The sequence below is a fragment of the Lutispora thermophila DSM 19022 genome (assembly GCF_900142105.1).
Lineage (GTDB): Bacteria > Bacillota > Clostridia > Lutisporales > Lutisporaceae > Lutispora > Lutispora thermophila.
Map to the genome: position 1 here is coordinate 226,024 of NZ_FQZS01000005.1, position 26,853 is coordinate 252,876.

Sequence of the window (26,853 nt, forward strand, 5' to 3'; positions counted from 1 at the left end):
TGGCTAAGGCCTCCTTGATTGATATAAACGCTTTCAAAGGAAGCCTTTATTATGAAGAAAAGCATGCTTTAATTTGTAGCGGGGATGCAAATAACTAATGAATGCTCCAGATAGGAAGCAACAGTTTTTTACATGGAATTTACAATGGAATAATAGAGCATTAACATAATTAAGTTATTATCAAAGTGAAAAAGCTAAGAGGAGGAGTAATAATGGTAAGGGGAAAAGTAAAATTAATTTTATGCTTAATAGTTGTAATGACACTGATAATGACAGCATGCTCAGGACAATCAGATACTGTCGAAACCGAGAAAAAAATACTTATAAATGGATCTACTTCTGTACAGCCGCTAATTGAAGAACTGGCTTCTGCATACAAAGAAAAACATCCTGGTGCAATTATAGATATACAATCAGGTGGTTCGGGTGTAGGCATCAAATCCGCCATTGAAGGTGTAGTTGATATAGGAATGTCCTCAAGGGAGTTAAAATCCGATGAAAAAATGCTAAAAGAGTTTAGAATCGCTACTGATGGTATTGCTGTAATATTGAATCCGGAAAACCCGATAAATGATTTAACCATTGAACAGCTGAAAAAGATTTATACTGGGGAAATAACCAATTGGAAAGAAGTTGGAGGCAAAGATGCAACCATAACAGTTGTAACAAGAGAAGAGGGTTCTGGAACCAGAGGAGCATTCACTGAGCTCATTGGCGTGGAAGAAATACTAAACTCATCTATAACCCAAGGTTCCACAGGCGGGGTTATGACTGCTGTAGGAAGTGATGAAAATGCAATAGGATATGCTTCCTATGGAAGTGTAAAGAACAGTGCTAATTTAAAGATTATAAGCATCGATGGAATCCCATGTGATGAAGAAAACATATATTCTGGAGCTTATAAGATTTCGAGACCTTTCTTAATGGTGACCAAGGAGGAACCGACTGGAATAGCTAAAGACTTTATAGATTTCATTCTTAGTGACGAAGGACAACAGATAGTTGAAGATAACAATTATCTAAAAACTAATAGATAACTAGTTTCAAAAGGGGAAGAGCTTAATGAGATTAAGTGAAAGAATAATTGAAAAGATGCTTGTGATCTGTGCCGCCATAGCCTTATTAGGGATAGCTGTTATTGCAGTATTTATAACAAAAGAAGGTTGGCCAATAATAAGCAAAATAGGCATAAAAGCTTTTTTCCTTGGAAAGGATTGGACCCCAACTAAGGGGGTGTATGGTATTTTTCCAATGATTATTGGGTCTATTTATGTCACCATAGGTGCTTTGGCAATAGGAGTACCTATTGGCATCAGTTGCGCCATATATCTTGCAGAAATTGCGTCTCCAAAAGTTTCAGCAATTATTAAGCCTGGCATTGAACTTTTGGCAGGTATACCGTCAGTTATATATGGATTATATGGTATGACAGTTATAGTTCCTATTATCAGGGATTTATTCGGCAATCAAGGTTTTAGTGTTTTGGCAGGCAGTATTGTTTTGGGCATTATGATACTGCCTACCATAATAAACATATCCAAGGATTCCATTGAAGCAGTACCAAAGGAGTATAAGGAAGGCTCCTTGGCCTTGGGATCATCCCATTGGCAGGCAATTATTAAGGTCATACTACCCTCAGCCAGATCAGGAATCATATCATCTATAATACTTGGTATGGCAAGAGCCGTAGGAGAAACTATGGCTGTCATAATGATAACAGGCAACAGTACAATGATTCCTGAAAGCATATTATCACCTGTAAGAACGCTTACAGGGAACATCGGAATAGAAATGGGATATGCCAGCGGAGAACATCAAAAAGCCTTGTTTGCAACAGGAATTGTGCTGTTTATCTTCATAATGTGTTTGAATCTATTGGCTAAGCTCATACCTAAAAAGGCAGGTGCGTAAATTGAATGATATTAAAATTATAACCAGCTCAAGAATAAAAGAAAGAGTGGCTTTCTTCTTATTGTGGATTTTTTCAATATTTACTGCAATTATTTTGGTACTTATTGTAAGCGACATTATAATAAAAGGAGCACCGCATATATCATTAGATTTTTTGCTGGAAGAGCCAAGGAAAATGGGAAAGGAAGGCGGAGTTTTTTCAGTAATAGTTTCTACTATTTATATTGTTGTCTTATCAATAATTTTTGCTGCACCTATAGGAGTTGCAGCTTCAGTGTATCTGGCCGAATATGCAAAAGAGAGCACTATGCTTAACATCATTAGATTTGGAACTGAAGCATTGGCAGGAATCCCGTCAATAATATATGGCTTATTTGGTTATTCATTTTTCGTGTTTTTTCTGGATCTAAAGTATTCCATATTATCAGGAGCTTTAACACTTACTTTAATGATTTTGCCTACAATAATAAAGACATCAGAAGAGGCTATCAAAGCTGTACCAAAATCTTATAGAGAAGGCAGCCTGGCATTGGGAGCCACGAAACTACAGACTATCAGAAAAATCATAATACCTGATGCAATACCTGGCATATTGACGGGCTTAATACTCGGGATAGGGAGAGTTGTAGGTGAAAGTGCTGCAGTTTTATATACAGCGGGGAGTTCCTTGGGTATACCGGATTCTATTTTCAGACCTGGTAGAACTTTATCAGTACATCTTTATACTTTAGCTTCAGAAGGTATATCTATAGAAAACACCTATGCGACAGCTGTAATACTAATTGCTTTAGTGTTTATCATAAACTTTTCAGCTAATACACTGATAAATAGGATTTTTATAGCCAGAAGGAGATAGGAAAGCTATGGGGAGCGTGAAAATTAGAGTGAAAGATACAAATTTATATTATGGCAACCATCATGCATTAAAGAATATAAACATGGATATATATGATAAATCTGTTACTGCTTTAATCGGACCTTCGGGATGTGGGAAGTCGACTTTTCTCAGATGCTTGAACAGGATGAATGATTTGATTCCAAATGTAAGAATAGATGGTGAGATACAAATAGCAGGCAATGATATAAACAAATACGATGTCATTCTTCTTAGAAAAAAAGTTGGAATGGTGTTTCAAAAACCAAATCCATTTCCCATGTCTATATATGAAAATATAGCCTATGGACCGAGAATACATGGTACCAAGAACAGAAGCAAACTTGATAATATAGTAGAAAAGAGCTTGAGAGAAGCAGCCTTATGGGATGAAGTAAAAGATAGGTTAAAGTCTAATGCTATGGGCTTATCCGGTGGTCAGCAACAGAGGCTTTGTATAGCCAGGACCATTGCAGTGGAGCCAGAGATATTGCTTATGGATGAACCTACCTCCGCATTGGACCCTGCCTCAACAATGAAAATTGAAGATTTGATGGAGAATCTGAAGAAGCAATACACGGTTATCATAGTTACACATAATATGCAACAGGCAGGCAGGATATCAGATTATGCAGCTTTTTTCCTCAATGGAGAGATTATAGAATACGACAAGACAGAGAAAATATTCTATAAGCCTATGGACAAGAGGACGGAGGATTATATAACAGGCAGGTTTGGTTAATATTTTATAGGAGGTATAATAATTGATGACCAGAAATCATTTTGATAATGAATTACAAGAACTAATTAAAGATATGATTAAGATGAGCAGTATTGTAGAGGAAGCATTAACTGATTCTATAAATGCATTAAAGAAACAAGATATTGAGTTGGCAGATAAGGTAATAGCACAAGATGATCTAGTAGATAAAATGGAATTGGAGATAGAGGATAAATGCTTAAAGCTTATTGCATTGCAGCAGCCCATTGCTAAAGATCTGAGAATAATTGCTACTGCTTTGAAGATTGTTACGGATTTGGAAAGGATAGCAGATCATGCTGTTGATATAGCAAAGATCACAAAAAGACTATCTGGTGAAAAGTATATAAAAGAACTGATAGATATACCGAGGATGGCTTATATAGTCACAGGTATGGTTAAAGACAGCATAGATGCCTATGTTAAACAGGATGTAGATAAAGCAAGAGAAGTATCTAAGAGGGATGATGAAGTAGATGGGCTTCATTCTCAAATTTTCAGAGAACTGCTTATACTTATGATGGAGGATCCAAGAAAGATAAATCAAAGCACATATTTTTTATTCATTAGCCAGAGTATCGAGAGAATAGCTGATCATGTTACAAACATCTGTGAGTGGATAATATATGCAGTGACAGGTGAGCATGTGTATTTAAATGAATGAACATATAGTAGAAGGCAGGTTTGTTGGGGATGGTACAGACCTGTTTTTTGTTGTCTAAAATAATGTTGTGCTTAATGTTGCCAATGGTTATAATATATAAATAGTACGGAAAAGGCAGGAGGAAAACATATGCCATGTTATAGCGTAAACATAAAGGATGTTGTAAAGGACAGCATTGCAGATGAACTGGGAATACAAAAAGATGATAAACTTCTAAGCATAAATGGCGAGGAAGTAAATGATATAATAGAGTATAAATACCTAATAAGCGATGAATATCTGGTTGTGGAAATAGAGAAACCAGACGGTGAGATATGGGAGCTGGAAATAGAAAAGGATTATGATGAAGATTTGGGATTGATATTTGAAGGAATAATTGACAAACCTAAATCTTGCCATAATAAGTGTATTTTCTGCTTCATAGATCAATTGCCAAAGGGTATGAGAAAAACATTGTATTTTAAAGATGATGATACAAGACTATCATTTCTTCAGGGCAATTTTTTAAGTTTAAGCAACATGAGAGATAAAGATATAGATAAAATCATAAAATTCAGGATAAGCCCTATAAACATATCAATACATACAACAGATATGGAACTAAGGAAGAAAATGCTCAATAATAAAAATGCAGTTAGGCTTCTTGACTATATGAGAAGGCTAAAAAACGGTAAAATAGAAATGAAGGGTCAAATAGTGTTATGCCCGGAGATAAATGATGGTGGGCATTTGGATAAAACCATCAAGGACTTATATGAGTTTTATCCTGAACTAAGCTGTGTTGCCATCGTACCGGTAGGTTTGACCAAATACAGGGATGGATTGTTTCCTTTGAAGCAATATGATGAAAGTGCTGCATCAAAGGTTATTGATCAAGTGGAATCATTGCAAGAACACTATCTGAGAAAATTAGGAACCAGATTTGTATTCTTGTCTGATGAGTTTTACCTAATTGCCAATAGACCGATACAGCCTTATGATAATTATGAGGGATTTTCTCAAATAGAAAACGGTGTGGGAATAATTGCACTTTTCAATGCTGAACTTGATACTTCTTTAGCAAAAATTCAGCAACATGAAGAAGTATCAGGTAAAGGTACAATCGTGACCGGAGAATATGCTATGCCTATATTGCAGAAGGCTTGTGGCAAGATTATGGATAAAATACCTGGTCTTATTTTAAATGTAATAGGAATAAAAAATGAATTTTTCGGTTCATCTGTTAAAGTGTCTGGACTTGTAACGGCAGGAGATATAATATCTCAACTTAAAGCTAAGAATATTTCAGGGAATATATTTATACCTGATAATATGCTGCGAAAAGGAGAACCAGTATTTTTGGATGATCTGACCATAGAAGATATCGAGAAAGAGTTAGATGTGAAAGTTATTATATGCAAACAAGACGGTAGCGATTTAGTTGAAAATATTCTAAAATACTGTAGATAGAATGGAGGTTTTATAATGGCAAAACCTGTTGTGGCTATTGTAGGAAGGCCCAATGTAGGTAAATCAACACTTTTCAATAGAATAGCAGGCAAGAGAATATCCATAGTGGAAGATGTTCCAGGAGTTACAAGAGATAGAATATATGCAGAAGCAGAGTGGCTGGGAAGAAAATTTATTATGATTGATACAGGAGGATTGGAGCCTTATGCCCAGGATATTATTATGCAGCAGATGAAAAGGCAGGCTGAGATAGCGATAGAAACCGCAAATGTAATTATATTTGTGGTGGATGGGCAAGAAGGCGTAACAGCTACTGACCAAGAAGTAGCCAATATGTTGAGAAAGACAAGCAAGAAAGTTATTTTGGCATGTAATAAAATCGATTCACAAAAGTATAAGGATAATATATATGAGTTTTATAATTTAGGCATTGGTGAACCTATAGGTATTTCTGCAGGTCAGGCATTAGGCTTGGGAGATTTGCTGGATGAAGTGGTAAAACTTTTTCCACATGAGGGTGAAGAAGAATATGATGATTTTACAATAAAGGTAGCATTAGTGGGCAGACCTAATGTAGGAAAATCATCTATAATAAATAAAATTTTAGGAGAAGAAAGAGTTATAGTTAGCAATATTCCAGGTACTACAAGAGATGCCATAGATACTCCTTTTGAAGCAGGAGGTCAAAAATATGTTTTAATTGATACTGCGGGCATGAGAAAAAAAGGAAAGATCAATGAATCCATTGAAAGATACAGCGTTATAAGATCTCTTACGGCGATTGAAAGGTCAGATGTTTGTATATTGGTAATTGACGGAGAGACCGGCGTGACAGAACAGGATAGCAAGATAGCAGGATACATGCACGAGCAAGGAAGAGGAGCAATCATTGTAGTAAATAAATGGGATCTAGTAGAAAAAGATGATAAGACCATGAATAGATATAAAGAGAATATATTAAAAGAATTATCCTTTATGAGCTATGCGCCTATAATGTTTGTTTCTGCTCTTACCGGTCAACGTATTTCAAAAATATTGGAGATGGTGGATTTTGTTTCAAATCAACATGCAATGAGAGTACAAACAGGATTGCTTAATGATGTAATAAATGAGGCAGTATTGATGAATCAACCATCTGTATCGGGAGGAAGAAGATTGAATATACTCTATAGCACTCAGGTATCTGTAAAGCCTCCTACATTTGCTATATTTGTCAATGACCCTGAGCTTATGCATTTTTCTTATGAGAGGTATTTGGAGAATCAAATAAGAAAATCCTTTGGTTTCCAGGGAACACCAATTAGATTTTTAATTAAAGGAAAAAGCAAGTAATAGGGGGATATTATTAAATGACCACAAAAATAATAATCATAAGTATAATAGCTTATTTCTTGGGAAATATCTCCGTATCCTATATGATTGCCAAATGTTCCAAAGGAATTGATATAAGGAAGTATGGTAGCGGTAATGCTGGAGCAACCAATGTTTTAAGAACTTTAGGTCCAAAGGCAGGATTTTTTGCCTTTTTAGGGGATGCACTGAAGGGTGCCATTGCTGTAGTAATAGGGAACTTAATTGGAGGAGAAAATGGGCAAGTAGCAGCGGGTATTTTTGTGGTAGTAGGGCATAACTGGCCAGTATTTTTGGGTTTTAAGGGTGGCAAAGGAATAGCCACAACCATAGGAGTCATGAGTGCTATTAACCCATTGATGGTGGCTGTTATAGTACCTATAGGTATTGTAATAATTATAATTACAAAATATGTATCCTTGGCTTCCATATTGGGTATGATAATATTCCCTCTTCTAATGCTAATATCAGGACAGCCGATTAATCTGGTTGTTTTCAGCTTCTTGCTATCGGCTATGGCAATATATAGGCATAAATCAAACATCATAAAACTCTTAAATGGTACTGAGTCCAAGATAGGAGATAAAGCAAAGAAAATCTAGGAGGGGTAGAATTGAGCAAGATTTCTATAATAGGTTCTGGAAGCTGGGGCACAGCAAATGCCATTTCCCTTGCTAATAAAGGATTGGATGTGAAGTTGTGGGTAAGAAATAAAGAATTATTGGAAATCATGATGGGAAAAAGAGAAAATACCACATATTTACCTGGTGTTAAACTTCCAAGTAATATTAAGGTATCTAATGATTTGGAATATTGCTGCAAAGAAGCGGATATTATTGTATTAGGGACTCCATCCCATGCGGTGAGGGATACTGTTCAGAACATAAAAAAGTATATAAACGACGACCAATATATAGTCAATCTTGCCAAAGGAATAGAAAACGACAGTTTGTGCAGGATGTCACAGATAATAGAGGAATATCTTCCATATAATCCGATTGCAGTATTATCGGGACCTAATCATGCAGAAGAAGTTGCAAGAAACATGCCATCTGCTACAGTAGTATCTTCTAAGTATAAAAGGGTAGCTGAGTTTATACAGGATACTTTTATGACTCCTTGGTTTAGAGTATACATAAATCCTGATATAGTTGGTGTTGAAATTGGAGGAGCTTTAAAAAATATAATAGCTCTTGGGGCAGGTATCTCAGACGGATTAGGTTATGGAGACAATACAAAAACGGCTCTTATGACAAGGGGCATAGTTGAGATTGCACGGCTTGGTGTAGCCATGGGAGCACGACAAAGCACATTTAACGGATTATCTGGAGTTGGAGACTTATTTGTAACTTGTACCAGTATACACAGTAGAAACAGGAGGGCTGGAATAGCAATAGGACAGGGAAAGTCCGTAGAAGAGGTATTGAACTCAACAAAAATGGTCGTTGAAGGAGTGCGAACCAGTAAGTCTGCATATCAACTATCAAAAAAGCTGAATATTGAAATGCCAATAACTCAAGAAATTTACGGTGTTTTATTCCAAGGGTTTAATGTAAAAGAATCAGTAATGAAGTTAATGACAAGGAATAAAACTCATGAAATGGAAGATTTGATGGAAAAAGAACCAATAGTTTGGAAAGATGCTTAACAGGCATCTTTTTTTGTAATATTCTTATCTACTTTACATATATATATAATGCAATATTTGATGGTTATAATCCTTTGAGAGGGGGTAAAATCGTGGAGGAATTTGATTTATATCGGAATATTGCCGAGAGAACAGAAGGAAGCATATACATAGGTGTAGTAGGGCCAGTGCGTACAGGCAAATCAACCTTTATTAAAAGATTTATGGATTTGCTTGTTATACCAAATATTGAAAATGAATACAAAAGAGATAGAACAAAGGATGAGTTGCCCCAAAGTGCTAATGGAAGGACAATAATGACCACCGAGCCCAAGTTTGTACCAAACGAAGCTGTTGAAATGACTCTTGAAGGCAATGCCAAATTTAAAGTAAGACTTGTTGATTGTGTAGGATACCTTATTGAAGGTGCCATAGGACACATGGAAGATGGTAATCCAAGAATGGTCAATACGCCATGGTTTGATAATGTAATTCCATTTGAGGATGCAGCTGAAATAGGAACCAAAAAAGTAATAAATGATCATTCTACTATTGGATTAGTAGTTACTACCGATGGAACCATAACGGATATCCCGAGAAGGAATTACATACAGGCTGAAGAAAGAGTAATAAATGAACTTAAGCAAATTAATAAGCCTTTTGTGATAATACTGAACTCTGCAAAGCCAGATAGCCAGGAAGCTGAGGAGTTAAGAGAATCATTAGAGGTTAAATATGAGATGCCTGTGTTGCTGGTTGATTGTCTCAACATGGAAATGAGAGATGTAGATAATATTCTATCAAAGGTATTGTTTGAATTCCCGATAAGGGAATTGAATTATCATATGCCAAGATGGATAGATTCCTTAGAAAATGATCACTGGTTGAAAAAGGAGATAATAGATGGAATACTAAACAGTACAAAAGATATTTATAGAATCAGAGAAGTTGCTTCTTCTACAGAAAGCCTATCTGTTGTTGATAATTTGGAAAGCGCTAGTATCAGAGATATGGATCTTGCAAGGGGAACGATAGATGTTAGGCTTAATCTTAAGGAGGGGTTATTCTACCGCATATTAGGAGAGGTATCCGGATATAGTATAGAAGGAGACTATCAGCTTGTTTCCTTAATGAGAGATCTATCAAATGCAAAGAAAGAATATGATAAAATTAAGGATGCTATAAAGGATGTAAAAGAAGTCGGCTATGGAGTTGTAGCTCCTTCTGTAGATGAGATAAAACTTGAAGAACCTGAGATTGTAAAGCATGGAGGTAGATTTGGAGTAAGACTTCGTGCCAGCGCACCATCATTGCATATAATAAAAACAAATATTGAGACAGAGGTATCTCCTATAGTAGGCACAGAAAAGCAAAGTGAAGAATTCATTAGATATTTCATGGATGAGTTTGAAAGCAATCCGGAAAGAATATGGGAAACTAATGTGTTTGGTAAACCATTGTATGATATGGTAAAAGAAGAACTTCAAAGCAAATTATATAAAATGCCAGATGATATTCAAGGAAAGATGCAATTGACTTTGGAAAAAATAGTGAATGACACCAAAGGAAGCATAATATGTATAATTATATAATTACTTAATTAAAAAGCTCGATTTCGAGCTTTTTGTTTTTTGTAACAACTTATGGCAATGTCCCATATTTTAACAAGGGGAGTGAAAATAGAGTAGCTTCATGGTAACACAATCCAGTTTATGTCATATGATTGCAATACCTGAGTAATTAGAACTGAAAAAATTATATATTGGAGGGAGAATGTTTTGGGTTCTTTTGACGGTAAAAAAGTTCTAATAACCGGAGCCAATGGATTCTTAGGTTCTCATATTTTAGATAGGATGATAGAGCAAAAGTCAGATTTGTCTGTCATCGTGCGTGAAGGCTCTGACTTGTGGAGGATAGAAGATCAACTGGGCAATTTTGATATATACTATGCAGATATAAGAGATTCTTATGCTGTGTGCAATTGCATAAGAAAAATTAAGCCAGAAATAGTGTTCCATATGGCGGCATATGGAGTTGATTCATCAAAAAATCATATGTATCAAGCTATAGACATAAACATACTTGGTACAGTCAACTTACTTCATGCATTGAGTAAAACAGGCTGTGAGAAGTTTATGAATACCGGCACAAGTATGCAGTATGGCAACAAGGAAGTTTTGATTGATGAAAACTCAAATTATACGCCTAATAATATTTATGGCAGTACAAAAGCAGCCTCAACGATATTGGCACATCAAATAGCGGCTGATATGGATATAGACGTGACAACTATCATACCTTTTGGAATCTTTGGAGAGAAAGAAGGAAGTCACAAATTATTCACACAAGTCATATTATCTATTCTCAATCATAAAGAAGTAAACCTGACTACCTGTCTACAAAAAAGAGATTACTGTTATGTGGAGAATATAGTAGATGGATTTCTGACGGCAGCAATGACAAGAGAAACTCGAGGTATGACTCTCAATATAGGTAGTGGTATAGCATTGCCTTTAAAGCACTATGTAGAATTAATAGCTGAAAAAATAGATATGGATGCAAAATTAAACTATGGTGCATTGGAATACAGAAAGAATGATTTATGGAATCCACAGGTTGATATTAGAAAAATCAAGGAAGTTCTAAACTGGTACCCTGCAATATCCCTTGAAGAAGGTATTGAGAGAACCATTGATTGGTATAAAAATAATTATCATTATTATGATGTAAGAGGTAGATAGTTTTGAAAAGTTTAGAAGTCATATATAAAGATATTGAAAAAATATATATAAACACAAAGAACTGTATAGGTGATAAAGGTGGTCGCACATGGATTATTACCGGAAGTGGAGGATTTATAGGATCCTATTTTCTTGATTTTATTGATTATTGTAACAAGTATGTTTTTTCTACACCTGATAAAGTTATTTGCATAGACAACTATAGGACCAGCTCCATAAACAGGATTATGCATTTAACTGACAATGATAATTTTCTGTTTTTAGATAAGGATATATCGAAACCAATAGAAATTACACATGATGTGGATTATATTGTCCATGCTGCTAGCATTGCTTCCCCGAGCTTTTATAGGAAATATCCCATTGAGACCATAGAAGCCAATGTATGGGGATTAAAAAATCTCCTTGACATTGCAAAATCAAAGAGCATTAAAAGCATGCTTTACCTTTCCAGCAGTGAAATTTACGGAGATCCGGATTCAGCAAATATACCTACAGATGAAGCTTATAATGGCAATGTGTCATGTGTTGGACCAAGAGCTTGTTATGATGAGTCAAAACGGTTGGGTGAAACCCTATGCATTAATTATTGGAAACAGTATGATGTTCCAATAAAGATAGTACGACCATTTAATGTTTATGGTCCAGGTTTGAGAATTGATGATAAGAGAGTTATATCTGATTTCTTTAAAGGAGCCCTATATGACAAAAAAATAGAAATTTTAAGCGATGGAAGACCGACAAGAAGCTTTTGCTATATAAGTGATGCTGTTACAGGTTTTATCAAAGTCCTGATGTCCGAGTATAATGGAGAGGCTTTTAATATAGGAAATGATGAACAAGAAATAAGCATGAAGCAATTGGCAGAAAAAGTTGCTGAAGTTGTTGGAAACACAACAATTATATATGATAAAAGCAATGATAAGGATTATCTTATAGACAATCCGCGAAGAAGATGTCCTGATCTAAGGAAGGCAAGAAATCTTTTAAACTATAATCCTTCTGTAAATTTGGAGACAGGCTTAAAGAGGCTTTTAGCCTGGTATAGTGACACATATAAGATGACTTTGTACTAATATGTATTAGAGGAAGTTGTCTACAGGAGGTGAACGTATGAAGGTAGTCATTCTTTGCGGGGGAAAGGGAACCAGAATCAGAGAAATAACTGAAGATATTCCTAAGCCCTTGATAATTATAGATGGCCGTCCTATGGTATGGCATATAATGAATATATATTATCATCATGGTTTTAATGATTTCATACTACCTATAGGCTATAAAGGGCAAAAGATAAAAGAGTATTTTATCAATAGTCCGTGGATGAATTATGATATGATTATTGATAACAGAGAAGGTGATTTTAAAATTACTTTTTTGAGAGGTTCCAACAAATGGAGAATAACCTTTATAGATGCCGGGGAGGAATCAATGACAGGCAGCAGGATAAAAAAGATTGAACCATACATTGAAGATGATGAATTCATGCTCACATACGGAGATGGGCTGGCAGATATAAACATACAAAAACTATTGGAATTCCACAGGGAAAAGGGAAAGATTGCGACTATGACAGGTGTAAAAGCCAAAAGTCAATATGGAATCTTGAAAATATCAAATGGTATAGCTGAAAAATTCGTGGAAAAACCGGAAACAGATCAGATAATAAATGGTGGTTTTTTTGTTATGCATAAGGAGATATTCAAATATATTGATGATGAAAAAGGCAACTGTGTATTTGAGAAGGAACCTTTGGAAAAGCTTGTGGAGGATAAGCAATTGGCAGTATATTTACACCAGGGTTTTTGGGCTGCAATAGACACATACAAGGATTATATTGAGCTTAATGAGAACTGGGATTTTATTAAGAAAAGAATATATGAAAATAAGGACTGAGATTATGGATATTGCTTTATGTACTATTATATCAAAATTAAGAATTCATCAGTTTTTGGCACTTTATGAATCGATAATAAAAAACAGGATGGCGGCACATTTATTTGTATTTTGTGTGGATAGAGAATCCTATGATCTGCTCAAAAAAATGGGCATTTCAAAAGCTGTTATAATAGATTTTTCAAAGCTTGAAGATAAAACCTTAATTAACCTTAGAAAAGAGAGGAAAATATATGAATATTGTTGGACTATAAAACCAGTTGTAATTGAATATATATTTAAGAAACATTCTAAAATCAAAAAAATACTATACGTTGATAGTGATATATACTTCTTTTCAGATCCATTAAGCATTATCAATAGAATTAAAAAATGGTCAGTGATAGTTACTACACACAGAAGCTCAAAAAATATAAATGGAGGATTTGTATGTTTTAAAAGAGATAAAATTGGGTTGGAGGCTCTTAAATGGTGGAAGAGGCAATGTTTTAACTGGTGTTATGACTATTTTGATAATGGAAACTTTGGCGATCAAGGTCATCTTGATAGGCTGAAGAAACATTACAGAAACATTTATTATCTTGAACATCCTGGATTTAATGTAGCATCATGGAACGAGCATCTATATCAGATTAAAACTTATGATGACAGAGTATATGTAGATAACGTTCGAATGGTATTCTATCACTTCAGTGGACTTAGAATGATAAACAAAACAGATTATATAATGCTTTGGCAATTTGAGCCAAAGGGTTATGTATATGGACACTATATAAATGTGTTGAGAAAAAAGATTGAAGAGATTGAAAATGTGTCACCAGGTTTTACTGATAATATTTTTAAATAATAGAAGACAGGGGTAATGACATGAATATATCAATTATTGGAACTGGTTATGTTGGATTGGTTACAGGAGCATGTCTAGCAAAAAAAGGTCACAATGTTATTTGTGTTGACAGAGTAGACAACATTGTAAATAGTATTAACAGTGGTAGATCGCCTATTTTTGAAAATCATCTGGAAGAGCTTCTTTTGGAGGTTGTAGGATGTAAATTGAAAGCTACCTCGGATATAAAATATGCAGTCGAAAATTCAGAGGTATCGATAATAGCAGTAGGCACTCCATTTTCAGAGGGGAAAATAGATTTAGAATATGTAAAGGAAGTGGCCTATGATATAGGAATGATTTTAAAAGAGAAAGAAGATTATCATGTAGTTTGTGTAAAGAGTACTGTAGTACCTACAACTACAGATACTGTGGTCATGAGAATTTTAGAAGTAGCATCTGGAAAAAGATTGGGTGACTTTGGACTTGTGATGAATCCGGAATTTTTAAGGGAAGGAAATGCTGTTGAAGATTTTATGAATCCGGACAGGATAGTAATAGGTGCCATGGATGATAAAAGTTTTGATGTTTTCAGTAAAATATATAAAGGTTACTTTGATGCGCCTATTGTTAAGACAAATCCTAGAACAGCTGAAATGGTAAAATATACTTCCAATGCTTTACTGGCAACTTTGATTTCTTTTTCCAATGAAATTGCAGCAATTTCTGAGGAAATTGAGGATATTGATGCTGTAGAAGTACTAGAAGGAGTCCATATGGACAGGCGTCTATCTATGAATATTGAGGGGAGAAACATTAGACCTGATATAATAAAATATCTAAAGCCAGGTCGTGGTTTTGGAGGAAGTTGTTTCCCTAAGGATGTTAAATCTCTGATTACATTTTCTGAAAAATTAGGTTATATGCCTAAGATATTAAAGTCTGTAATTGAAGTAAATGAATCTCAGGCAGAAAGAATAATATTGAAGCTCAAGAATGAGATTGGAGATATCAAAGATAAAACAATAGCCGTGCTGGGATTAGCTTTCAAAGAGGGGACTGATGACATAAGAGAGTCTCAATCAATTAAACTCATTAGGAAACTTATGGAAGAAGATGCAGTATTAAAGTGTTATGATCCTGTGGCTGTTGAAAATGCAAAAAAAGAGTTAGGAGAGCAAAAAAATTTAGAGTTCTACAATGATTATGAAAGTGCTTTGCATAATGCAAATGCAGCTGTAATAATGACAGACTGGGATTCAATTTTAAATATCAATATTGATGTGTTTACAAAATTAATGAAAAATCCTGTAATAATTGATGGATGCAGAATGTTTCACGAGAAGAACTTAAGAGCAAATGATATAAAATATGCTGGAATAGGATGGAGAAGGTTATAATTTAGTATATTATTTTTAATAATTCTATTACAATGTGTTAATTGCATCGAGGTTACTAAATCTAGTAGAATATGATTTTTCTACTAGATTTTTATTTATTATTCCATTTAATAGCTTTCAAAAATAGCTTACAAAAGTAAAGTTAAATGTGAAATTACCTCATCGAATAATGAAAAACTATATTTCATGTCAAAAAAACCTCATTTCATTCAGCGGGCAGTTTTTAAATTGAGTTTGTGATAGATTTAATACAGGGAAAGGTTACTTGTACAGTAGACATTAATGAACGGGGGAAATAATATGAAAAAGTATCAGTACTCTTTATTACAATGAACCTAGCAGTTTGCGTCGGTGAAGATGCAGTCAGTCTTACATAATGAGATTTGGAGAATCAAGCAATATCGGAACAGTTTTAGAAGCAGGTTTTGTTTCTACAAGTTTTGCTTATATCATTATGGATGTTCCGTATGTTTTCAGTGTCGTTGCAGAGCAACATGGAATTATATATTAGCTGGATCTGATTCTTCTATCGTCGTTATACCTGCCATGAAAAATGACTTAGAGGTTTATGAATGGGATGAGAATATAGTAAAAGAAGTATATGGGATGAGAATATAGTAAAAGAAGTATATTGAGGAAGTCTATTGTTCCACTTACACTGACATAGAATTAGCTGCTTTTGAAAGTGATGTCAATATGAATAGCAATACGGTATGTTGATATGATTTTTATAGAAAAATGAAGATAGCATAGATTAAATGGTTCAAGTGGTAAAACTTTACAATGGTGACATGACAGAACAATATGTGATTACATTTATACACAGTGCCGATAATGAGTTTGTCTTACCATAAATGATCAGCGAGATCAGCAATAGTATTACTTTGTCACCATAGGCATAAAAACTGAAAATGAAGTTGTGGCTTGATTTCCAGCTATATAAGAAATAAAATGGACAGGTAAGCAAACTTAGCCTACCTGACAAAAAATTTAAGAGGAGGATTATATTATGTTGCCAATTTTTATTGCAATTATCGTAATTGTTGTGGTAATTGCTCTATGGGTAATTTCTACGCAACGTAAACTGGTAGCTCTTGATGAGAATGTAAGCAATTCCATGAGCCAAATTGGAGTGCAGCTATCAAGCCGTTTTGATGCATTAACGGCTCTTTTGGATTTGACAAAGGGCTATGCAAAACACGAAAGTGAAACATTGATTGAGACCATTAAATCGAGAAGAAGCGTTATTACGGCAAAATCTACGCCGGAAGATGTTCTACGCCAGGAAGGAATTATTTCTGAAGCTTTGGGCAGGATTGCTATGGTAACAGAACAATATCCTGAATTAAAGGCAAACCAAACCTATATCAAAACAATGAATGCAGTGGAAACCTACGAAAACATGGTACGAACAAGTCGTCTTATCTACAACGACAGTGTAACAAAGCTTAACCGAGAAATTCGAATGTTTCCTGCATGCTTAATTGCCAGCATGTTAGGATTTAAACAAAGAGACTATCTGGAGGAACAACCGACCAAGACGGATATGCCAAGCATGAAATGAGGTGCTCTATGAGAAAAACAGTTAAAGTTTTGATTTTTTGCTTTGTCTTGCTGTTTATCTTGCCTTTCCCTATTTTTGCAGCAAATCATGTGGACACCATTGATATACAAGCTATCATTTACGATGATGGTTCTATGGGCATCATCCAAAACTGGGAAGGTAGCTTTGAAGAAGGTACAGAAGTCTATATCTCTATGAACGCACCTGATTATCTTACTATCAGCGGTCTAAGAGTATCAGACCAGAATGGTACATATGATACTGTAGAGGATTGGAATATTGACTGGAGCTTTGAAGAAAAATCTAAAAAATGCGGAATCAACCAAACAGACGGTGGATATGAAATATGTTTCGGTATAAGCCAATACGGTGAAAACCATTATACCATGGAATATAAGCTGGATAATGTGGTAGGTGGTTACAGTGACAAAGATGGTGTCAATTTTCGTTTTGTCAATGACAAAATGAACACAACTCCTACCCATGTTACAGTTGAAATACAGCTTGCTGATGGAACACCCATTACTGATGATAATGCGGATATATGGGGTTTTGGCTTTGATGGACAGGTGTTATTTGAGAACGGCAGTATCGTTGCTCGCACAGATACGCCCCTATTATCAGAAAATCATGTGACTGTAATGTTTGCAATGGAAAAGGGAATACTGTCTCCCTTACGGCAAGAGCCTGGAAGCTTTGAAGAAGTGCGTGAAGAAGCATTTTTAGGCAGCGATTACGATAGTTCTGGGAGAATATCCCTATTAGCCATATTGATTTCTATGCTGCTATGTATAGGACTTCCCTTAGGGTTGACCATACTTATTGGAAAAATAAGTAAGAAAAGAAAAGAAAAAAAGAAAAAAGATTTATCAGAAAGATTTGGTTATTTTAGAGATATTCCTAACGAGGGCAATCTAAGTGCCACCTATGTGTTAGGGAGAATGTTTGATGTTTGTGAGGACGGAGCCATTCTCGCCACAAGTATGTTAAGATTGATCCAGCTAGGATGTCTCTCGCCAGTGGAAACTCAGCAAGTAGGCTTTTTGGGCAAGACTGAAGAAGTTGTCAGCCTGTGCCTTATGGGCAGCAACCATGAAAAAATGAATGAATATGATGAGTATTTATATACGGTGCTAGAGGGGGCTGCCGGTTCTGATGGCATTTTACAGCCAAAGGAGTTGGAATGCTATGCAAACCAAAATTACAGACTGCTTCGCGCATATATAGATAAACATGATAGTGCAGGAAGAGCCTATTTAAGTAAAAAGCAGTGTCTTAAACGCTGGAATGTTCCTGCAAGGTTAAAGGATCTGACACCGGATGGAGAGAAAGAGCTGGGGGAGCTTATGGGCCTCAAACGATATCTGGAGGATTTTTCACTGATTGCTGAGAGAGGTATTAAGGAAATACCCATTTGGAGAGAATTGCTCACCTATGCTATGCTATTTGGTATAGCAGATCAGGTGGCAAAACAAATGAAAGAGTTATATCCGGAAATCTCTATGGAATTGACGTATTACAGTCAAAGTTTGGATACGGCTTATTCCTATCACTACTTGTTATATAACAATATGAAAAGAGCTGAAAATTGGAGAGAGCAGAAAAAACGCAGCGGCGGAGGTGGAGGATTTACTTCCTTAGGAGGGGGTAGAGGTTCTATCGGTGGCGGTTCCGGTGGCGGAACAAGATAATTATGTTAACAAAGGAGGAAATGATTATGGGCTTATTTTCTAAAAAACCTCCTTGCCCAATCTGTGGAGGTAAGATTTCATGGTTTTTGCCATCGAAAATTGAGGGCCAGTATATATGTGACACTTGTTACAGCAAAATAGACATGGATAATGATAAGAAATGTAATCTAACAATGCAAGGATTTAAGGAATACTTAGCATTTTATGATGAAAACCAACATTTAAAAAGCAAGTTTGCTGTTTCTGAAAAGATTGACTTTGGCATTTGGGATACAAAAATCATATTCGATTATCAGAATAAACTGTTTTGCATGAGCAAAAATCCAGATAAAACCGTTTTTGAAGGCAAGCATTTAAAGTCCTTCATTATTAAAGAGGACAATATTCCTCTGTTTGAGGGTTCGTCAGAGGGCATACGCTGTTATACCAGTACCGTACCGGAACGGGCTATGGCACTTGCACCTCAAATAGCTCAATATATGATGAGCAAACAGCTGGCTCGTGCTATTGACAAGATGGATGATGGTAAAGAAAACAGGACAGCACCTATTCAGCTTTTTGATATTCCGGAACCCTTCAAGGCTTTTAACGTGGAGCTGTATTTAGATCATCCATACTGGACAGTGATCAAGTGTGATATGGATGGACCTCGATTCTCCCATGAACATCCAAATGTAAATGACTATATCAGAGACTATCAGGATAGCATTAAGGAAATTGAAAAGTTGGTTAAAGCACTCAAGACAGTAGCTTTTCCGGGAACAGTTGAAATATCTGTGGCCTTTGGTACCACCAGTGCACAAGGAGTGCAAAAATCTGTTGCACCATCTGTAGATCCTATAGAGGAAATTAAGAGGTACAAGGCTCTTATGGAAGAGGGCATAATTTCTCAGCAGGAGTTCGAGGCAAAGAAGAAACAGTTGCTGGGTATATAATGAAATGCAGATATGAAAGAAAAGTACGGTCTGCTCCGGACAACCTTATGGGATTAAAAAACTATCCAGCGCAGGCCGGTACTTTTTAATAATGTATTAACTTTTTCGGCTGTTATTCAAGATAAAGCAATAAACTATGGATTTATTATTTATTAGAGCCTACTCTGGTTGTTTACATTAACCATGCCATCTATATTTGACTTGTGCTATAAATGTTTATAAATAAAAAATATTATGTATTCCCCTATACTGTGTGAGATGCCATATATTGCTTTAAAATGATCTAATGTTGTATCTATAAAATCTTCTGTTACTTCCAAAAACTCTGCTAGTTCAGCTTTGTTAGTTACTCCGGCATTGAATGCATCTATAAACTGTTCTACCCTAATAAGCTTTTTAACAGCCCAACGACGAGCTTTATACTCTTGTTTTCTGTTTTGGATTTTTGATTGATCTAGTATATCACCTGCAGTCGTGCAGTAATGACCAATTTCCTCTGCTAAGATACAAGTTCTTTCTGCTGTTGTTTTGAGATTCTTATTCAACAGGATTATATTAGATTTATGCTCATTAGTATAAAAATCTTTAACTTTAAAAGGTAAATTGGCAGCATCATCAATTATTATATATTGGCTGAACTCTTCCAATAGCTTTTCGTAAGCGCTCATAGTATCACCTACTGTTCTTTATGTTTTGCTAAAGCAATTTTTATTGCCAGTTCAATTTTATTCATATCATCCTCACTCAGTGGACCTTCATGTCCTACTGCATGAGCTGCTCTTGTAAGGATTTCTTTTTTATCATCTTTGCTTATATCCTTAGATTCCATTTGCTTTGGTACATCATAACCCATAAGTCAACTTGGGTTCACATTAAAATGATTTGCTAAAACTTCTATTGTAGTGATTTTAGGAGCCATTTCTGCATTTGAGTATCTTGAAATAGTTGCAGGGCTTAAATGCACTATTTCTGCTAAAGAATATACTGTTTCGTTGTGTGTTTCCATTAGTTCCTTGACAAGTTACAACGACCAGCAAAAGCAGGGAATAAGTATCATTATGAACAGTGGGCTAAAGAAGTTGTGGGAGTAGGTGGAGTAAGAGTAATACCTAGATGGAACGGTCCACTCACAGTAAAAGTAATAATAATTGATTCTAATGGGAAACCAGCAAGCCAAGAACTAATTGATAATGTATTTAACCACATAGAAGCAGAAAGGCCTTTCGGGGCAGATGTTACAGTTGTATCGGCTAAACCTGTAGAATTAAATATTTCAGTTAATTTAGTCTTAACTGATGGATATACAGAGCAACAAGTCAAGAATTATATAAGACAAAATATAACATAATACCTGAAATCTATCGATTTTAAAACAAATTATATAAGCTATGCACAAATAGGAAGTATTATCTTAGGCACAGAAGGTGTATTAGATTATAGTGATTTAAAAATTAATGGAGATATATCAAACATAACTATAGGTGAGGAAGAAGTTGCTATAATGGGGGTGATTTAATGAACCATATGACAACATATTTGAAAAATAAAGTTTTGAGTGACAACCTACAAAATGTTTTTGTAGGTCTTTTTAATGAGGAAATAGAGGTTAAAACATCAAGTTATGTGAGACAACCGGTTACATTTACGGAGCCAAATGAAGGTCAAGCTAGCAACAATGCAGATATATTATTCCCAATAGCAGGAGAAAACTGGGGCCCCATAACTCATATAAGTATATTTGACAGTGAGATAGGAGGCAATCTTCTTCGGAAAGCTCCAGCGGAATTTATTAAAACCATTGATATTTCATCTCAATATAAAATACCTAAAAATTAATTGATTATAAGGATTAAGTGATAGTATGAATATAAAACGTAGATGGGATGAAGTAAATACTCTAACATGGAATGATATAGGTCTGTATCAATGGGGAAGATTAGTTTTAGTATTTATAGAAACAGATAGTGGGGTAGAAATAAAAGGAGTAAGAGTTGATTATTCCCCATCAATAATGAGAACTATTACTGAAATGGTAGTTAATGTAGTTGTATCTATAAGGGACTATAAAGGCGTTATGATTGAGTACCTTCCTTGGTATGAGAGGAAATCTATTGTATTTGATGCTATCTTAAATGCCTATGACAAGGAGTTGAGAAGATTAGAGCAAGACATAGATGTTGTTGGAAGGAATATGCTTCTGGATACAGCTATAGAAATGTTACACATATATGAGAGAGATCTAGGTATTCAATCTAGGAAGGACCTAGAATATGACCAAAGGAGAGAGCAAATTTCTTCAAGGTATAGAGCGGTATTTGATCAAACAACCGAAGAAACTATATAAGAAGTCGCTAGTGCTTATAGCAATGGTGAAGTGGAAATTAACAAAACTGATACTCCAGGAGTTTTTAAAATAAAATTTGCAGGCACTAAAGGGATTCCTAATAACATGGATGGTTTAAAAGAAGCTTTAGATATTATCATACTTGCACACTTAGGTCTGACATATACATTTACTTTCAATACATGGGAGTTTGTATATCAAAAGACTTGGGGAGATTGCTTAAATATGACATGGAATGATTTAAGATCATTAAATGGGGTGAGTAAATGAAGTACACAAATAATTATAACTTAAAGAAACCAGAGCTTACAGATTATGTGAATATAGAAGACTTTAATGAAAATGCTGATATTGTTGATGAGAAACTAAAAGAAATAGATAACAAAGTAGGAAACATAAAAATACCCGTAACTTCTGTAAATGGGAAAACGGGAGCTGTAGAGTTGACTGCATCCGGTGTAGGAGCAGAAACACCTGCTGGAGCACAGCAAAAAGCTAACACAGCAGCTAATACGGTTCAAACTAACTTTAATGCACATAAAAATGAAAGTGCGTCTACCTCTGCAAAAGGCCATGTACAGCTAACTGATAGCGTATCATCAACTTCAAAAGATACAGCAGCCACTCCCAACTCTGTTAAAACTGTGAATGATGCATTGACTTCACACCTCAATGATAGTACAAAATACATAACCAGTGCAGAAAGAACTAATTGGAATAATAAGGCAGTTCAGGCAACGTATACTGTTACTTTAGATACATCTTGGTCAGGATCATCTGCTCCATATACAAAAACAGTGACAATTAGTGATATTTTAGAAACCGATAATCCAATCATAGATGTAACAATGAGTGGAACATATGCAACCGATACAGCAAGACAAGAAACATGGGCTAAGATTTATAGAGCAGTCACAGCAGCTAACTCAATAACTTTTTCCGCTACAGAAAAGCCTGCTGTTAGTATTCCAATTCAAATAAAGGTGGTGAGATAATGGGAGAAGCAATTTTAGTTAGACATGGCGGTGGAGGTAATGTAAATTTTCCTGACGGTTGGAATGAGCAAGCAATAGGTAAAGCATATGAAGCCATAACTAAAGCAGATCCAATTATGCTAAAAAGGATGGGCTTGTGGGAAAGCGGGGTTAATAAAGTTAATGACCCTGACATATTACCGCCAATTGTAAGATGTTTAGAATGGAGTACAGACGATACTTATTTAACAGTAGGGCACGTATATTCAACGTATATAACTATATATAAAGGAAATGGGGATACATTTACGAAAATAGCTAATCCTCTTACTTTACCTACTTCTATTGTGTCAAGTGTAAGATTTAGTCCTTCTGATGGTACGTATTTAGCAATAGGTAACTCTTCTCAATCTATAATAATTTATAAATCAGACGTATACGATTCTATTCAAAAAATAACAAAGAAGAATCAATATTTTACTTACTCTCCGCCTGAATGGAAATTTGGTATTGCTATGGAAACTATATCAGCAGGAAATGTAGGGAAGGTGATTTTATTCCCTAAAATATATAATTTACCAAGTTTATAGGAGGGATAATTTTGACGTTTTATTTAAAGATTGATGAAAATAATATTATTAGAGATGCTATAGAATATCCTTTTGAAGGATATACAGAAGTACATTTAGAAGAAACACACTTGCCTGCGGGAATAAATGGCGGATGGTATAGGTGGAACGGTGCTACTTATGAACTAGATGAAGAATTAAAAAGACAAGCCGATGAGAGAATAAAAGAATTAAGAAGGCAAGAAAATACAGATATTATAGCAGAGGTTATTGATAATTATACTCTCGAACTGATTGAGAGGGGGATGTTGTAATGAGTATTTTGATTGAAAGTTTAAAAAGGCTTTACAATGCTAATAAAGTTACAATAGAAAAGTTACAACAGATGATTGATGATGAAAGAATTTCCAAAGATGAGTATAGATACATTATTACTTAGAAAAATATTGTAGCACAACATTTAGCAGGGTGTATTTTTTATGCCCTGCTACTATTTTGGAGGTGCGATATGGATGTAGAACTGTTAAAAAGTATTGAAGAATTTACAAGCAAAGCTTTTACTGGAGCGAAGCCCATTATCGGAGCCATACTTAGTTTTATAACTTATGTCATGTTTCCGTAAAAAGCCTACATGATATCTTTGGCTGCGGTACTTGCGGCCGCTTTTCTTGATATTGTTACTAAAAGTATAGTATTATAGTTAAAAATGGCGGTTATAGAAAGGCCATAAAAAGTAAAGAACTGTTTTCTAAATCGTTATGGAATGGAACTGAGAAAAAAATAATAGCTTACTTGACTATAGCGATCCTCACAGGATTAAGCTATAGGGTTATATATCTGAAGAAGGCTGGTATATTTCTAGCATCCTTTGTATACTCAGTAATGTTCATGAGAGAGTTTCAATCAAATATAGAAAACCTTATTGAAGCTGGTGCTGATCTGCACTGGCTTTTGTTATTTTCAAAAAAGAAAAATAAAGAACTTATGAAGCCCTATGAAGAAGAATTAGATAAGCCTAAAAGCGAGGTAAATGGAGATTATGAAAAAAGAATTTAAAATAGAAAAGAAGTTGTCTCCCAATAAGTATAATGGGCGAAATGGTTGGAAGCCTGATATGATAGTAAATCATATCACGGAAGGCAGTTTTGAAGGTTCAGTTAGTTGGCTATGCAATCCTAAGTCGCAGGCATCTGCTCATTTTGTAGTGGCTAAAGACGGGAGGATTGTGCAATTAGTAGAACTTAAAGACAGTGCATGGGCTAATGGTACATCTACTGATATTAGTAAGAACAACCATTGTAGCAAATCTACACTTGAAAAAGTCAGGTTCAGAAAAACTAATGCTAATTATTACACTATATCAATAGAACATGAAGGCTTTTCAGGACAAGGACAAGGAAGATTAACTGATATTCAATTAGAAGCTACTATATGGCTGCATAGATACATTATAAATGAAGTTAAAAGGATATATGGCATTGAGATACCTTTGGATAGAGACCATATTGTAGGTCACTATCAAATAGATCCTATAAGAAAACCGAATTGTCCTGGACAGAATTTTCAATTTCAAGAAATCATAAAAGCATTGAGAGAGGATGTGGTTAATATGACATTAGAGAAATGGAAAGAAGAAATGGGAATAAAATCTATAGATAATCTAGCTAAAAAAGGTATTGTAAATAATCCTGAGGAATGGAAGAAAAGCTTGGGTGAAAATGTTCCTCAATGGTTATTCTGGTCCATGATTGATAGAATTGCAAAGGAGGTTAAATGATGAATATAGATATAATTGCAAAGGTTATTATTCCAATACTAGGAGCTATCATAACATATTTGATAGTTCCTTTTATTAAGCAAAAAACTACAAAAGAGCAAAGAGGAAATATCTATAACTTGGTAAAAATAGCAGTACAGGCAGCAGAGCAAATGCGTGATGCAGGATTGATAAATATACCTAAGAAGGAATATGTAATAGATTATTTGAATAGCAAGGGTATAAATATTGGTATACAGGATCTTGAAGTTATGATTGAATCAGCGGTACAGGAGCTATATTTAGCTAAAAAGGCTCTGGAATAAAGGGGTAGGCTTTAGTGCTTGCCCCTTATTTTTTGTGGGTGCGAGGAAAATTTTTATAAAAAAGGAAAAAATATTTAAAAATACTTGACCATAGTAAAGTATCTTAGTATAATAATTGAAAGGAGGTGAAAAAGTGGTTGAAAAAGTAAAAGACTTACTGGAAATTCTGGTTCTAATCCTCACAGCGTGGCAGCTGATTAAAGAACTCAGAAATTCTAAGTAAGTCTCCCAGGGAGGGAAACCTCCCCAACCCTAAATATATTATATCACAACCACGTTAATATATGAAAAGAAATCTTATAACAATAATACTGGTGGCATTGGTACTTCTGCAGATAATTGATGGAGATTTTGCTGCGCCAGGAGTATTGGACTATATTAAGTTTGTGCTATTAGCTTTAGCTTTAGTATTAAACATAATAGTGTCAAGGAGGAAATAGGGAATGTTTTCATTCAATAGCAGAGATGATCTAGCAAAGTTTATTCAAGAAAACACTGTAAATACAACGGAAGCAGCAAAACTCATGGGATGTACACGACAGAATATAGCTGATTTAATAAAGCGAGGGAAACTTACTCCTATAAAGGTTATGCCGGATGATAAGTTATTTTGGAAAGACGATATAATAGCGAGAGTTAAGAAAAATGGGTAACCGAAAGGCTACCCTGATTTTTTATTTTTTGGAGGATTTATGAAACTTATGTAAAATATTATAATAAATTTGAAATATATACAATTGGTGGTAAGGATGTGCAATAATGAATAAAGTAAATATAAAACTTAACAAAATGTTTATCGAATGCAAGTATCCTAAAAACCTATTATTTAATGATATGTCAAAATTGATTTCAATTCAGAGAAATACAATGGATATATTTAACGCTTATGATTATGATAAAAATGTGGACCTATGTCAATATTTTAGACACAAAAACTCGGATTTACTATGCTGATTTTCTAGCCATATCCTCACATTGCTGAGGGGTAATATACCCAATGCTACCATGGATTCTCTTTCTGTTGTACCAGGATTCTATGTATTCAAAAATTGCCAGTCTTGCAGCATTAAAATCGTAGTAGGTTACTAGGTTAACCTCTTCCTTTTTTAGGGCAGCATGAAAAGACTCAATACAGGCATTGTCATAGGGATTTCCCTTAGAACTGAATGAGTGAATGAATTTAATTTCTGATATATATT

34 protein-coding genes and 1 pseudogene are annotated in these 26,853 nt (G+C 34.9%); 31 read left to right on the forward strand and 4 right to left on the reverse strand.

Features of this window, described 5'->3' with window-relative positions:
* Window positions 1-212: 212 nt before the first annotated feature.
* The 18 genes from BUB48_RS04305 (at window position 213) to BUB48_RS04390 (ending at window position 19,685) form a co-directional block, all read left to right on the forward strand.
* Window positions 213-1,037, forward strand: coding sequence for a phosphate ABC transporter substrate-binding protein (locus tag BUB48_RS04305; protein WP_073024925.1), 825 nt, complete (start codon window positions 213-215; stop codon window positions 1,035-1,037).
* A 25-nt stretch (window positions 1,038-1,062) separates the two neighbouring features.
* Window positions 1,063-1,911, forward strand: a complete 849-nt coding sequence (gene pstC / locus BUB48_RS04310; protein ID WP_073024926.1) for a phosphate ABC transporter permease subunit PstC — start codon at window positions 1,063-1,065, stop codon at window positions 1,909-1,911.
* Window positions 1,912-1,945: 34 nt separating this feature from the next.
* On the forward strand, window positions 1,946-2,767 hold the full coding sequence (pstA, locus tag BUB48_RS04315; RefSeq protein WP_408631037.1) for a phosphate ABC transporter permease PstA: 822 nt from the start codon (window positions 1,946-1,948) through the stop codon (window positions 2,765-2,767).
* A 7-nt stretch (window positions 2,768-2,774) separates the two neighbouring features.
* Complete coding sequence (gene pstB / locus BUB48_RS04320; protein ID WP_073024927.1) at window positions 2,775-3,527, forward strand: phosphate ABC transporter ATP-binding protein PstB; 753 nt, start codon at window positions 2,775-2,777, stop codon at window positions 3,525-3,527.
* A gap of 25 nt (window positions 3,528-3,552) precedes the next feature.
* On the forward strand, window positions 3,553-4,209 hold the full coding sequence (gene phoU / locus BUB48_RS04325; protein WP_073025043.1) for a phosphate signaling complex protein PhoU: 657 nt from the start codon (window positions 3,553-3,555) through the stop codon (window positions 4,207-4,209).
* 129 nt (window positions 4,210-4,338) lie between these two features.
* Window positions 4,339-5,658 carry a DUF512 domain-containing protein gene (locus BUB48_RS04330; protein ID WP_073024928.1) on the forward strand — a complete coding sequence of 440 codons (1,320 nt, stop codon included), beginning with the start codon at window positions 4,339-4,341 and terminating at the stop codon, window positions 5,656-5,658.
* 15 nt (window positions 5,659-5,673) lie between these two features.
* Window positions 5,674-6,990, forward strand: coding sequence for a ribosome biogenesis GTPase Der (gene der, locus BUB48_RS04335; protein ID WP_073024929.1), 1,317 nt, complete (start codon window positions 5,674-5,676; stop codon window positions 6,988-6,990).
* A 17-nt stretch (window positions 6,991-7,007) separates the two neighbouring features.
* Window positions 7,008-7,610 carry a glycerol-3-phosphate 1-O-acyltransferase PlsY gene (plsY, locus tag BUB48_RS04340; RefSeq protein WP_073024930.1) on the forward strand — a complete coding sequence of 201 codons (603 nt, stop codon included), beginning with the start codon at window positions 7,008-7,010 and terminating at the stop codon, window positions 7,608-7,610.
* 11 nt (window positions 7,611-7,621) lie between these two features.
* On the forward strand, window positions 7,622-8,656 hold the full coding sequence (locus BUB48_RS04345; protein ID WP_073024931.1) for an NAD(P)H-dependent glycerol-3-phosphate dehydrogenase: 1,035 nt from the start codon (window positions 7,622-7,624) through the stop codon (window positions 8,654-8,656).
* 92 nt (window positions 8,657-8,748) lie between these two features.
* Complete coding sequence (gene spoIVA, locus BUB48_RS04350) at window positions 8,749-10,227, forward strand: stage IV sporulation protein A (RefSeq protein WP_073024940.1); 1,479 nt, start codon at window positions 8,749-8,751, stop codon at window positions 10,225-10,227.
* Between the two features lie 186 nt (window positions 10,228-10,413).
* Window positions 10,414-11,376 (forward strand): NAD-dependent epimerase/dehydratase family protein, encoded by a 963-nt coding sequence (locus tag BUB48_RS04355; RefSeq protein WP_139249906.1) that lies wholly within the window; start codon window positions 10,414-10,416, stop codon window positions 11,374-11,376.
* Window positions 11,377-11,378: 2 nt separating this feature from the next.
* Window positions 11,379-12,452, forward strand: coding sequence for an NAD-dependent epimerase/dehydratase family protein (locus BUB48_RS04360; protein WP_207648317.1), 1,074 nt, complete (start codon window positions 11,379-11,381; stop codon window positions 12,450-12,452).
* 37 nt (window positions 12,453-12,489) lie between these two features.
* Window positions 12,490-13,269: a sugar phosphate nucleotidyltransferase gene (locus BUB48_RS04365; RefSeq protein ID WP_073024947.1), complete on the forward strand. Its 780-nt coding sequence runs from the start codon at window positions 12,490-12,492 to the stop codon at window positions 13,267-13,269.
* Window positions 13,253-14,116 (forward strand): putative nucleotide-diphospho-sugar transferase, encoded by an 864-nt coding sequence (locus BUB48_RS04370; RefSeq protein WP_175548356.1) that lies wholly within the window; start codon window positions 13,253-13,255, stop codon window positions 14,114-14,116. Before BUB48_RS04365 ends, BUB48_RS04370 begins: the two co-directional genes overlap by 17 nt.
* Before the next feature lie 20 nt (window positions 14,117-14,136).
* Complete coding sequence (locus BUB48_RS04375; protein WP_073024951.1) at window positions 14,137-15,495, forward strand: UDP-glucose dehydrogenase family protein; 1,359 nt, start codon at window positions 14,137-14,139, stop codon at window positions 15,493-15,495.
* 1,009 nt (window positions 15,496-16,504) lie between these two features.
* Window positions 16,505-17,059, forward strand: coding sequence for a LemA family protein (locus BUB48_RS04380; RefSeq protein ID WP_073024953.1), 555 nt, complete (start codon window positions 16,505-16,507; stop codon window positions 17,057-17,059).
* Window positions 17,060-17,067: 8 nt separating this feature from the next.
* On the forward strand, window positions 17,068-18,750 hold the full coding sequence (locus BUB48_RS04385; protein ID WP_073024955.1) for a DUF2207 family protein: 1,683 nt from the start codon (window positions 17,068-17,070) through the stop codon (window positions 18,748-18,750).
* A gap of 26 nt (window positions 18,751-18,776) precedes the next feature.
* Entirely contained in the window at window positions 18,777-19,685 is a 909-nt protein-coding gene (locus tag BUB48_RS04390; RefSeq protein ID WP_073024957.1) for a DUF4428 domain-containing protein, read from the forward strand.
* 206 nt (window positions 19,686-19,891) lie between these two features.
* On the opposite strand, the gene BUB48_RS04395 is transcribed toward BUB48_RS04390, so the two are convergent.
* From BUB48_RS04395 to BUB48_RS19055, 3 genes are read right to left on the reverse strand one after another with little or no spacing between them, the layout of a single operon-like run.
* On the reverse strand, window positions 19,892-20,353 hold the full coding sequence (locus tag BUB48_RS04395) for an ImmA/IrrE family metallo-endopeptidase (RefSeq protein WP_073024958.1): 462 nt from the start codon (window positions 20,351-20,353) through the stop codon (window positions 19,892-19,894).
* Window positions 20,354-20,361: 8 nt separating this feature from the next.
* Window positions 20,362-20,538 (reverse strand): hypothetical protein, encoded by a 177-nt coding sequence (locus tag BUB48_RS17980; protein WP_175548357.1) that lies wholly within the window; start codon window positions 20,536-20,538, stop codon window positions 20,362-20,364.
* A gap of 3 nt (window positions 20,539-20,541) precedes the next feature.
* A complete protein-coding gene (locus tag BUB48_RS19055; RefSeq protein ID WP_084524362.1) occupies window positions 20,542-20,691 on the reverse strand; it encodes a helix-turn-helix domain-containing protein in 150 nt (49 codons plus the stop codon).
* Between the two features lie 18 nt (window positions 20,692-20,709).
* On the opposite strand from BUB48_RS19055, the pseudogene BUB48_RS04405 reads away from it, so the two are divergent.
* The 13 genes and pseudogenes from BUB48_RS04405 to BUB48_RS04455 form a co-directional block, all read left to right on the forward strand.
* Window positions 20,710-21,033, forward strand: a pseudogene (locus BUB48_RS04405) (baseplate J/gp47 family protein); the annotation flags it as partial.
* Between the two features lie 167 nt (window positions 21,034-21,200).
* Window positions 21,201-21,521 carry a phage tail fiber protein gene (locus BUB48_RS04410; protein WP_073024962.1) on the forward strand — a complete coding sequence of 107 codons (321 nt, stop codon included), beginning with the start codon at window positions 21,201-21,203 and terminating at the stop codon, window positions 21,519-21,521.
* 25 nt (window positions 21,522-21,546) lie between these two features.
* Window positions 21,547-22,029, forward strand: coding sequence for a putative phage tail protein (locus BUB48_RS04415; RefSeq protein WP_073024963.1), 483 nt, complete (start codon window positions 21,547-21,549; stop codon window positions 22,027-22,029).
* Window positions 22,030-22,059: 30 nt separating this feature from the next.
* Window positions 22,060-22,299: a hypothetical protein gene (locus BUB48_RS04420; protein ID WP_073024965.1), complete on the forward strand. Its 240-nt coding sequence runs from the start codon at window positions 22,060-22,062 to the stop codon at window positions 22,297-22,299.
* Window positions 22,296-23,024, forward strand: coding sequence for a phage tail protein (locus BUB48_RS04425; RefSeq protein WP_073024967.1), 729 nt, complete (start codon window positions 22,296-22,298; stop codon window positions 23,022-23,024). The genes BUB48_RS04420 and BUB48_RS04425 overlap by 4 nt, the downstream gene beginning before the upstream one ends.
* A complete protein-coding gene (locus tag BUB48_RS04430; RefSeq protein ID WP_073024969.1) occupies window positions 23,024-23,593 on the forward strand; it encodes a hypothetical protein in 570 nt (189 codons plus the stop codon). Before BUB48_RS04425 ends, BUB48_RS04430 begins: the two co-directional genes overlap by 1 nt.
* An 11-nt stretch (window positions 23,594-23,604) precedes the next feature.
* Entirely contained in the window at window positions 23,605-23,886 is a 282-nt protein-coding gene (locus BUB48_RS04435) for a hypothetical protein (protein ID WP_073024971.1), read from the forward strand.
* Window positions 23,886-24,011 carry an XkdX family protein gene (locus BUB48_RS17735; RefSeq protein WP_139249907.1) on the forward strand — a complete coding sequence of 42 codons (126 nt, stop codon included), beginning with the start codon at window positions 23,886-23,888 and terminating at the stop codon, window positions 24,009-24,011. The genes BUB48_RS04435 and BUB48_RS17735 overlap by 1 nt, the downstream gene beginning before the upstream one ends.
* A 257-nt stretch (window positions 24,012-24,268) precedes the next feature.
* Window positions 24,269-24,628: a phage holin family protein gene (locus tag BUB48_RS18800; protein ID WP_278308943.1), complete on the forward strand. Its 360-nt coding sequence runs from the start codon at window positions 24,269-24,271 to the stop codon at window positions 24,626-24,628.
* A complete protein-coding gene (locus BUB48_RS04445) occupies window positions 24,612-25,349 on the forward strand; it encodes an N-acetylmuramoyl-L-alanine amidase (RefSeq protein WP_073024975.1) in 738 nt (245 codons plus the stop codon). The genes BUB48_RS18800 and BUB48_RS04445 overlap by 17 nt, the downstream gene beginning before the upstream one ends.
* Window positions 25,346-25,654 (forward strand): phage holin, LLH family, encoded by a 309-nt coding sequence (locus BUB48_RS04450; protein WP_084524365.1) that lies wholly within the window; start codon window positions 25,346-25,348, stop codon window positions 25,652-25,654. The genes BUB48_RS04445 and BUB48_RS04450 overlap by 4 nt, the downstream gene beginning before the upstream one ends.
* A gap of 284 nt (window positions 25,655-25,938) precedes the next feature.
* Window positions 25,939-26,094, forward strand: a complete 156-nt coding sequence (locus BUB48_RS17985) for a hypothetical protein (protein WP_175548358.1) — start codon at window positions 25,939-25,941, stop codon at window positions 26,092-26,094.
* A gap of 3 nt (window positions 26,095-26,097) precedes the next feature.
* A complete protein-coding gene (locus BUB48_RS04455) occupies window positions 26,098-26,307 on the forward strand; it encodes a MerR family transcriptional regulator (RefSeq protein WP_073024979.1) in 210 nt (69 codons plus the stop codon).
* A gap of 292 nt (window positions 26,308-26,599) precedes the next feature.
* Here BUB48_RS04455 and BUB48_RS04465 read toward each other — a convergent pair.
* A partial coding sequence (locus BUB48_RS04465; protein WP_139249908.1) for an integrase core domain-containing protein occupies window positions 26,600-26,853 on the reverse strand: 254 nt, incomplete at its 5' end.

Coding starts and splice junctions, on each gene's coding strand:
- BUB48_RS04305 (WP_073024925.1), top strand. CDS start 213: ATGGTAAGGGGAAAAGTAAAATTAATTTTATGCTTAATAGTTGTAATG.
- pstC (WP_073024926.1), top strand. CDS start 1,063: ATGAGATTAAGTGAAAGAATAATTGAAAAGATGCTTGTGATCTGTGCC.
- pstB (WP_073024927.1), top strand. CDS start 2,775: ATGGGGAGCGTGAAAATTAGAGTGAAAGATACAAATTTATATTATGGC.
- phoU (WP_073025043.1), top strand. CDS start 3,553: ATGACCAGAAATCATTTTGATAATGAATTACAAGAACTAATTAAAGAT.
- BUB48_RS04330 (WP_073024928.1), top strand. CDS start 4,339: ATGCCATGTTATAGCGTAAACATAAAGGATGTTGTAAAGGACAGCATT.
- der (WP_073024929.1), top strand. CDS start 5,674: ATGGCAAAACCTGTTGTGGCTATTGTAGGAAGGCCCAATGTAGGTAAA.
- plsY (WP_073024930.1), top strand. CDS start 7,008: ATGACCACAAAAATAATAATCATAAGTATAATAGCTTATTTCTTGGGA.
- BUB48_RS04365 (WP_073024947.1), top strand. CDS start 12,490: ATGAAGGTAGTCATTCTTTGCGGGGGAAAGGGAACCAGAATCAGAGAA.
- BUB48_RS04370 (WP_175548356.1), top strand. CDS start 13,253: ATGAAAATAAGGACTGAGATTATGGATATTGCTTTATGTACTATTATA.
- BUB48_RS04375 (WP_073024951.1), top strand. CDS start 14,137: ATGAATATATCAATTATTGGAACTGGTTATGTTGGATTGGTTACAGGA.
- BUB48_RS04380 (WP_073024953.1), top strand. CDS start 16,505: ATGTTGCCAATTTTTATTGCAATTATCGTAATTGTTGTGGTAATTGCT.
- BUB48_RS04385 (WP_073024955.1), top strand. CDS start 17,068: ATGAGAAAAACAGTTAAAGTTTTGATTTTTTGCTTTGTCTTGCTGTTT.
- BUB48_RS04390 (WP_073024957.1), top strand. CDS start 18,777: ATGGGCTTATTTTCTAAAAAACCTCCTTGCCCAATCTGTGGAGGTAAG.
- BUB48_RS04395 (WP_073024958.1), bottom strand. CDS start 20,353: ATGAGCGCTTACGAAAAGCTATTGGAAGAGTTCAGCCAATATATAATA.
- BUB48_RS17980 (WP_175548357.1), bottom strand. CDS start 20,538: ATGGGTTATGATGTACCAAAGCAAATGGAATCTAAGGATATAAGCAAA.
- BUB48_RS19055 (WP_084524362.1), bottom strand. CDS start 20,691: ATGGAAACACACAACGAAACAGTATATTCTTTAGCAGAAATAGTGCAT.
- BUB48_RS04410 (WP_073024962.1), top strand. CDS start 21,201: ATGAACCATATGACAACATATTTGAAAAATAAAGTTTTGAGTGACAAC.
- BUB48_RS04415 (WP_073024963.1), top strand. CDS start 21,547: ATGAATATAAAACGTAGATGGGATGAAGTAAATACTCTAACATGGAAT.
- BUB48_RS04425 (WP_073024967.1), top strand. CDS start 22,296: ATGAAGTACACAAATAATTATAACTTAAAGAAACCAGAGCTTACAGAT.
- BUB48_RS04430 (WP_073024969.1), top strand. CDS start 23,024: ATGGGAGAAGCAATTTTAGTTAGACATGGCGGTGGAGGTAATGTAAAT.
- BUB48_RS17735 (WP_139249907.1), top strand. CDS start 23,886: ATGAGTATTTTGATTGAAAGTTTAAAAAGGCTTTACAATGCTAATAAA.
- BUB48_RS04445 (WP_073024975.1), top strand. CDS start 24,612: ATGAAAAAAGAATTTAAAATAGAAAAGAAGTTGTCTCCCAATAAGTAT.
- BUB48_RS04450 (WP_084524365.1), top strand. CDS start 25,346: ATGATGAATATAGATATAATTGCAAAGGTTATTATTCCAATACTAGGA.
- BUB48_RS17985 (WP_175548358.1), top strand. CDS start 25,939: ATGAAAAGAAATCTTATAACAATAATACTGGTGGCATTGGTACTTCTG.
- BUB48_RS04455 (WP_073024979.1), top strand. CDS start 26,098: ATGTTTTCATTCAATAGCAGAGATGATCTAGCAAAGTTTATTCAAGAA.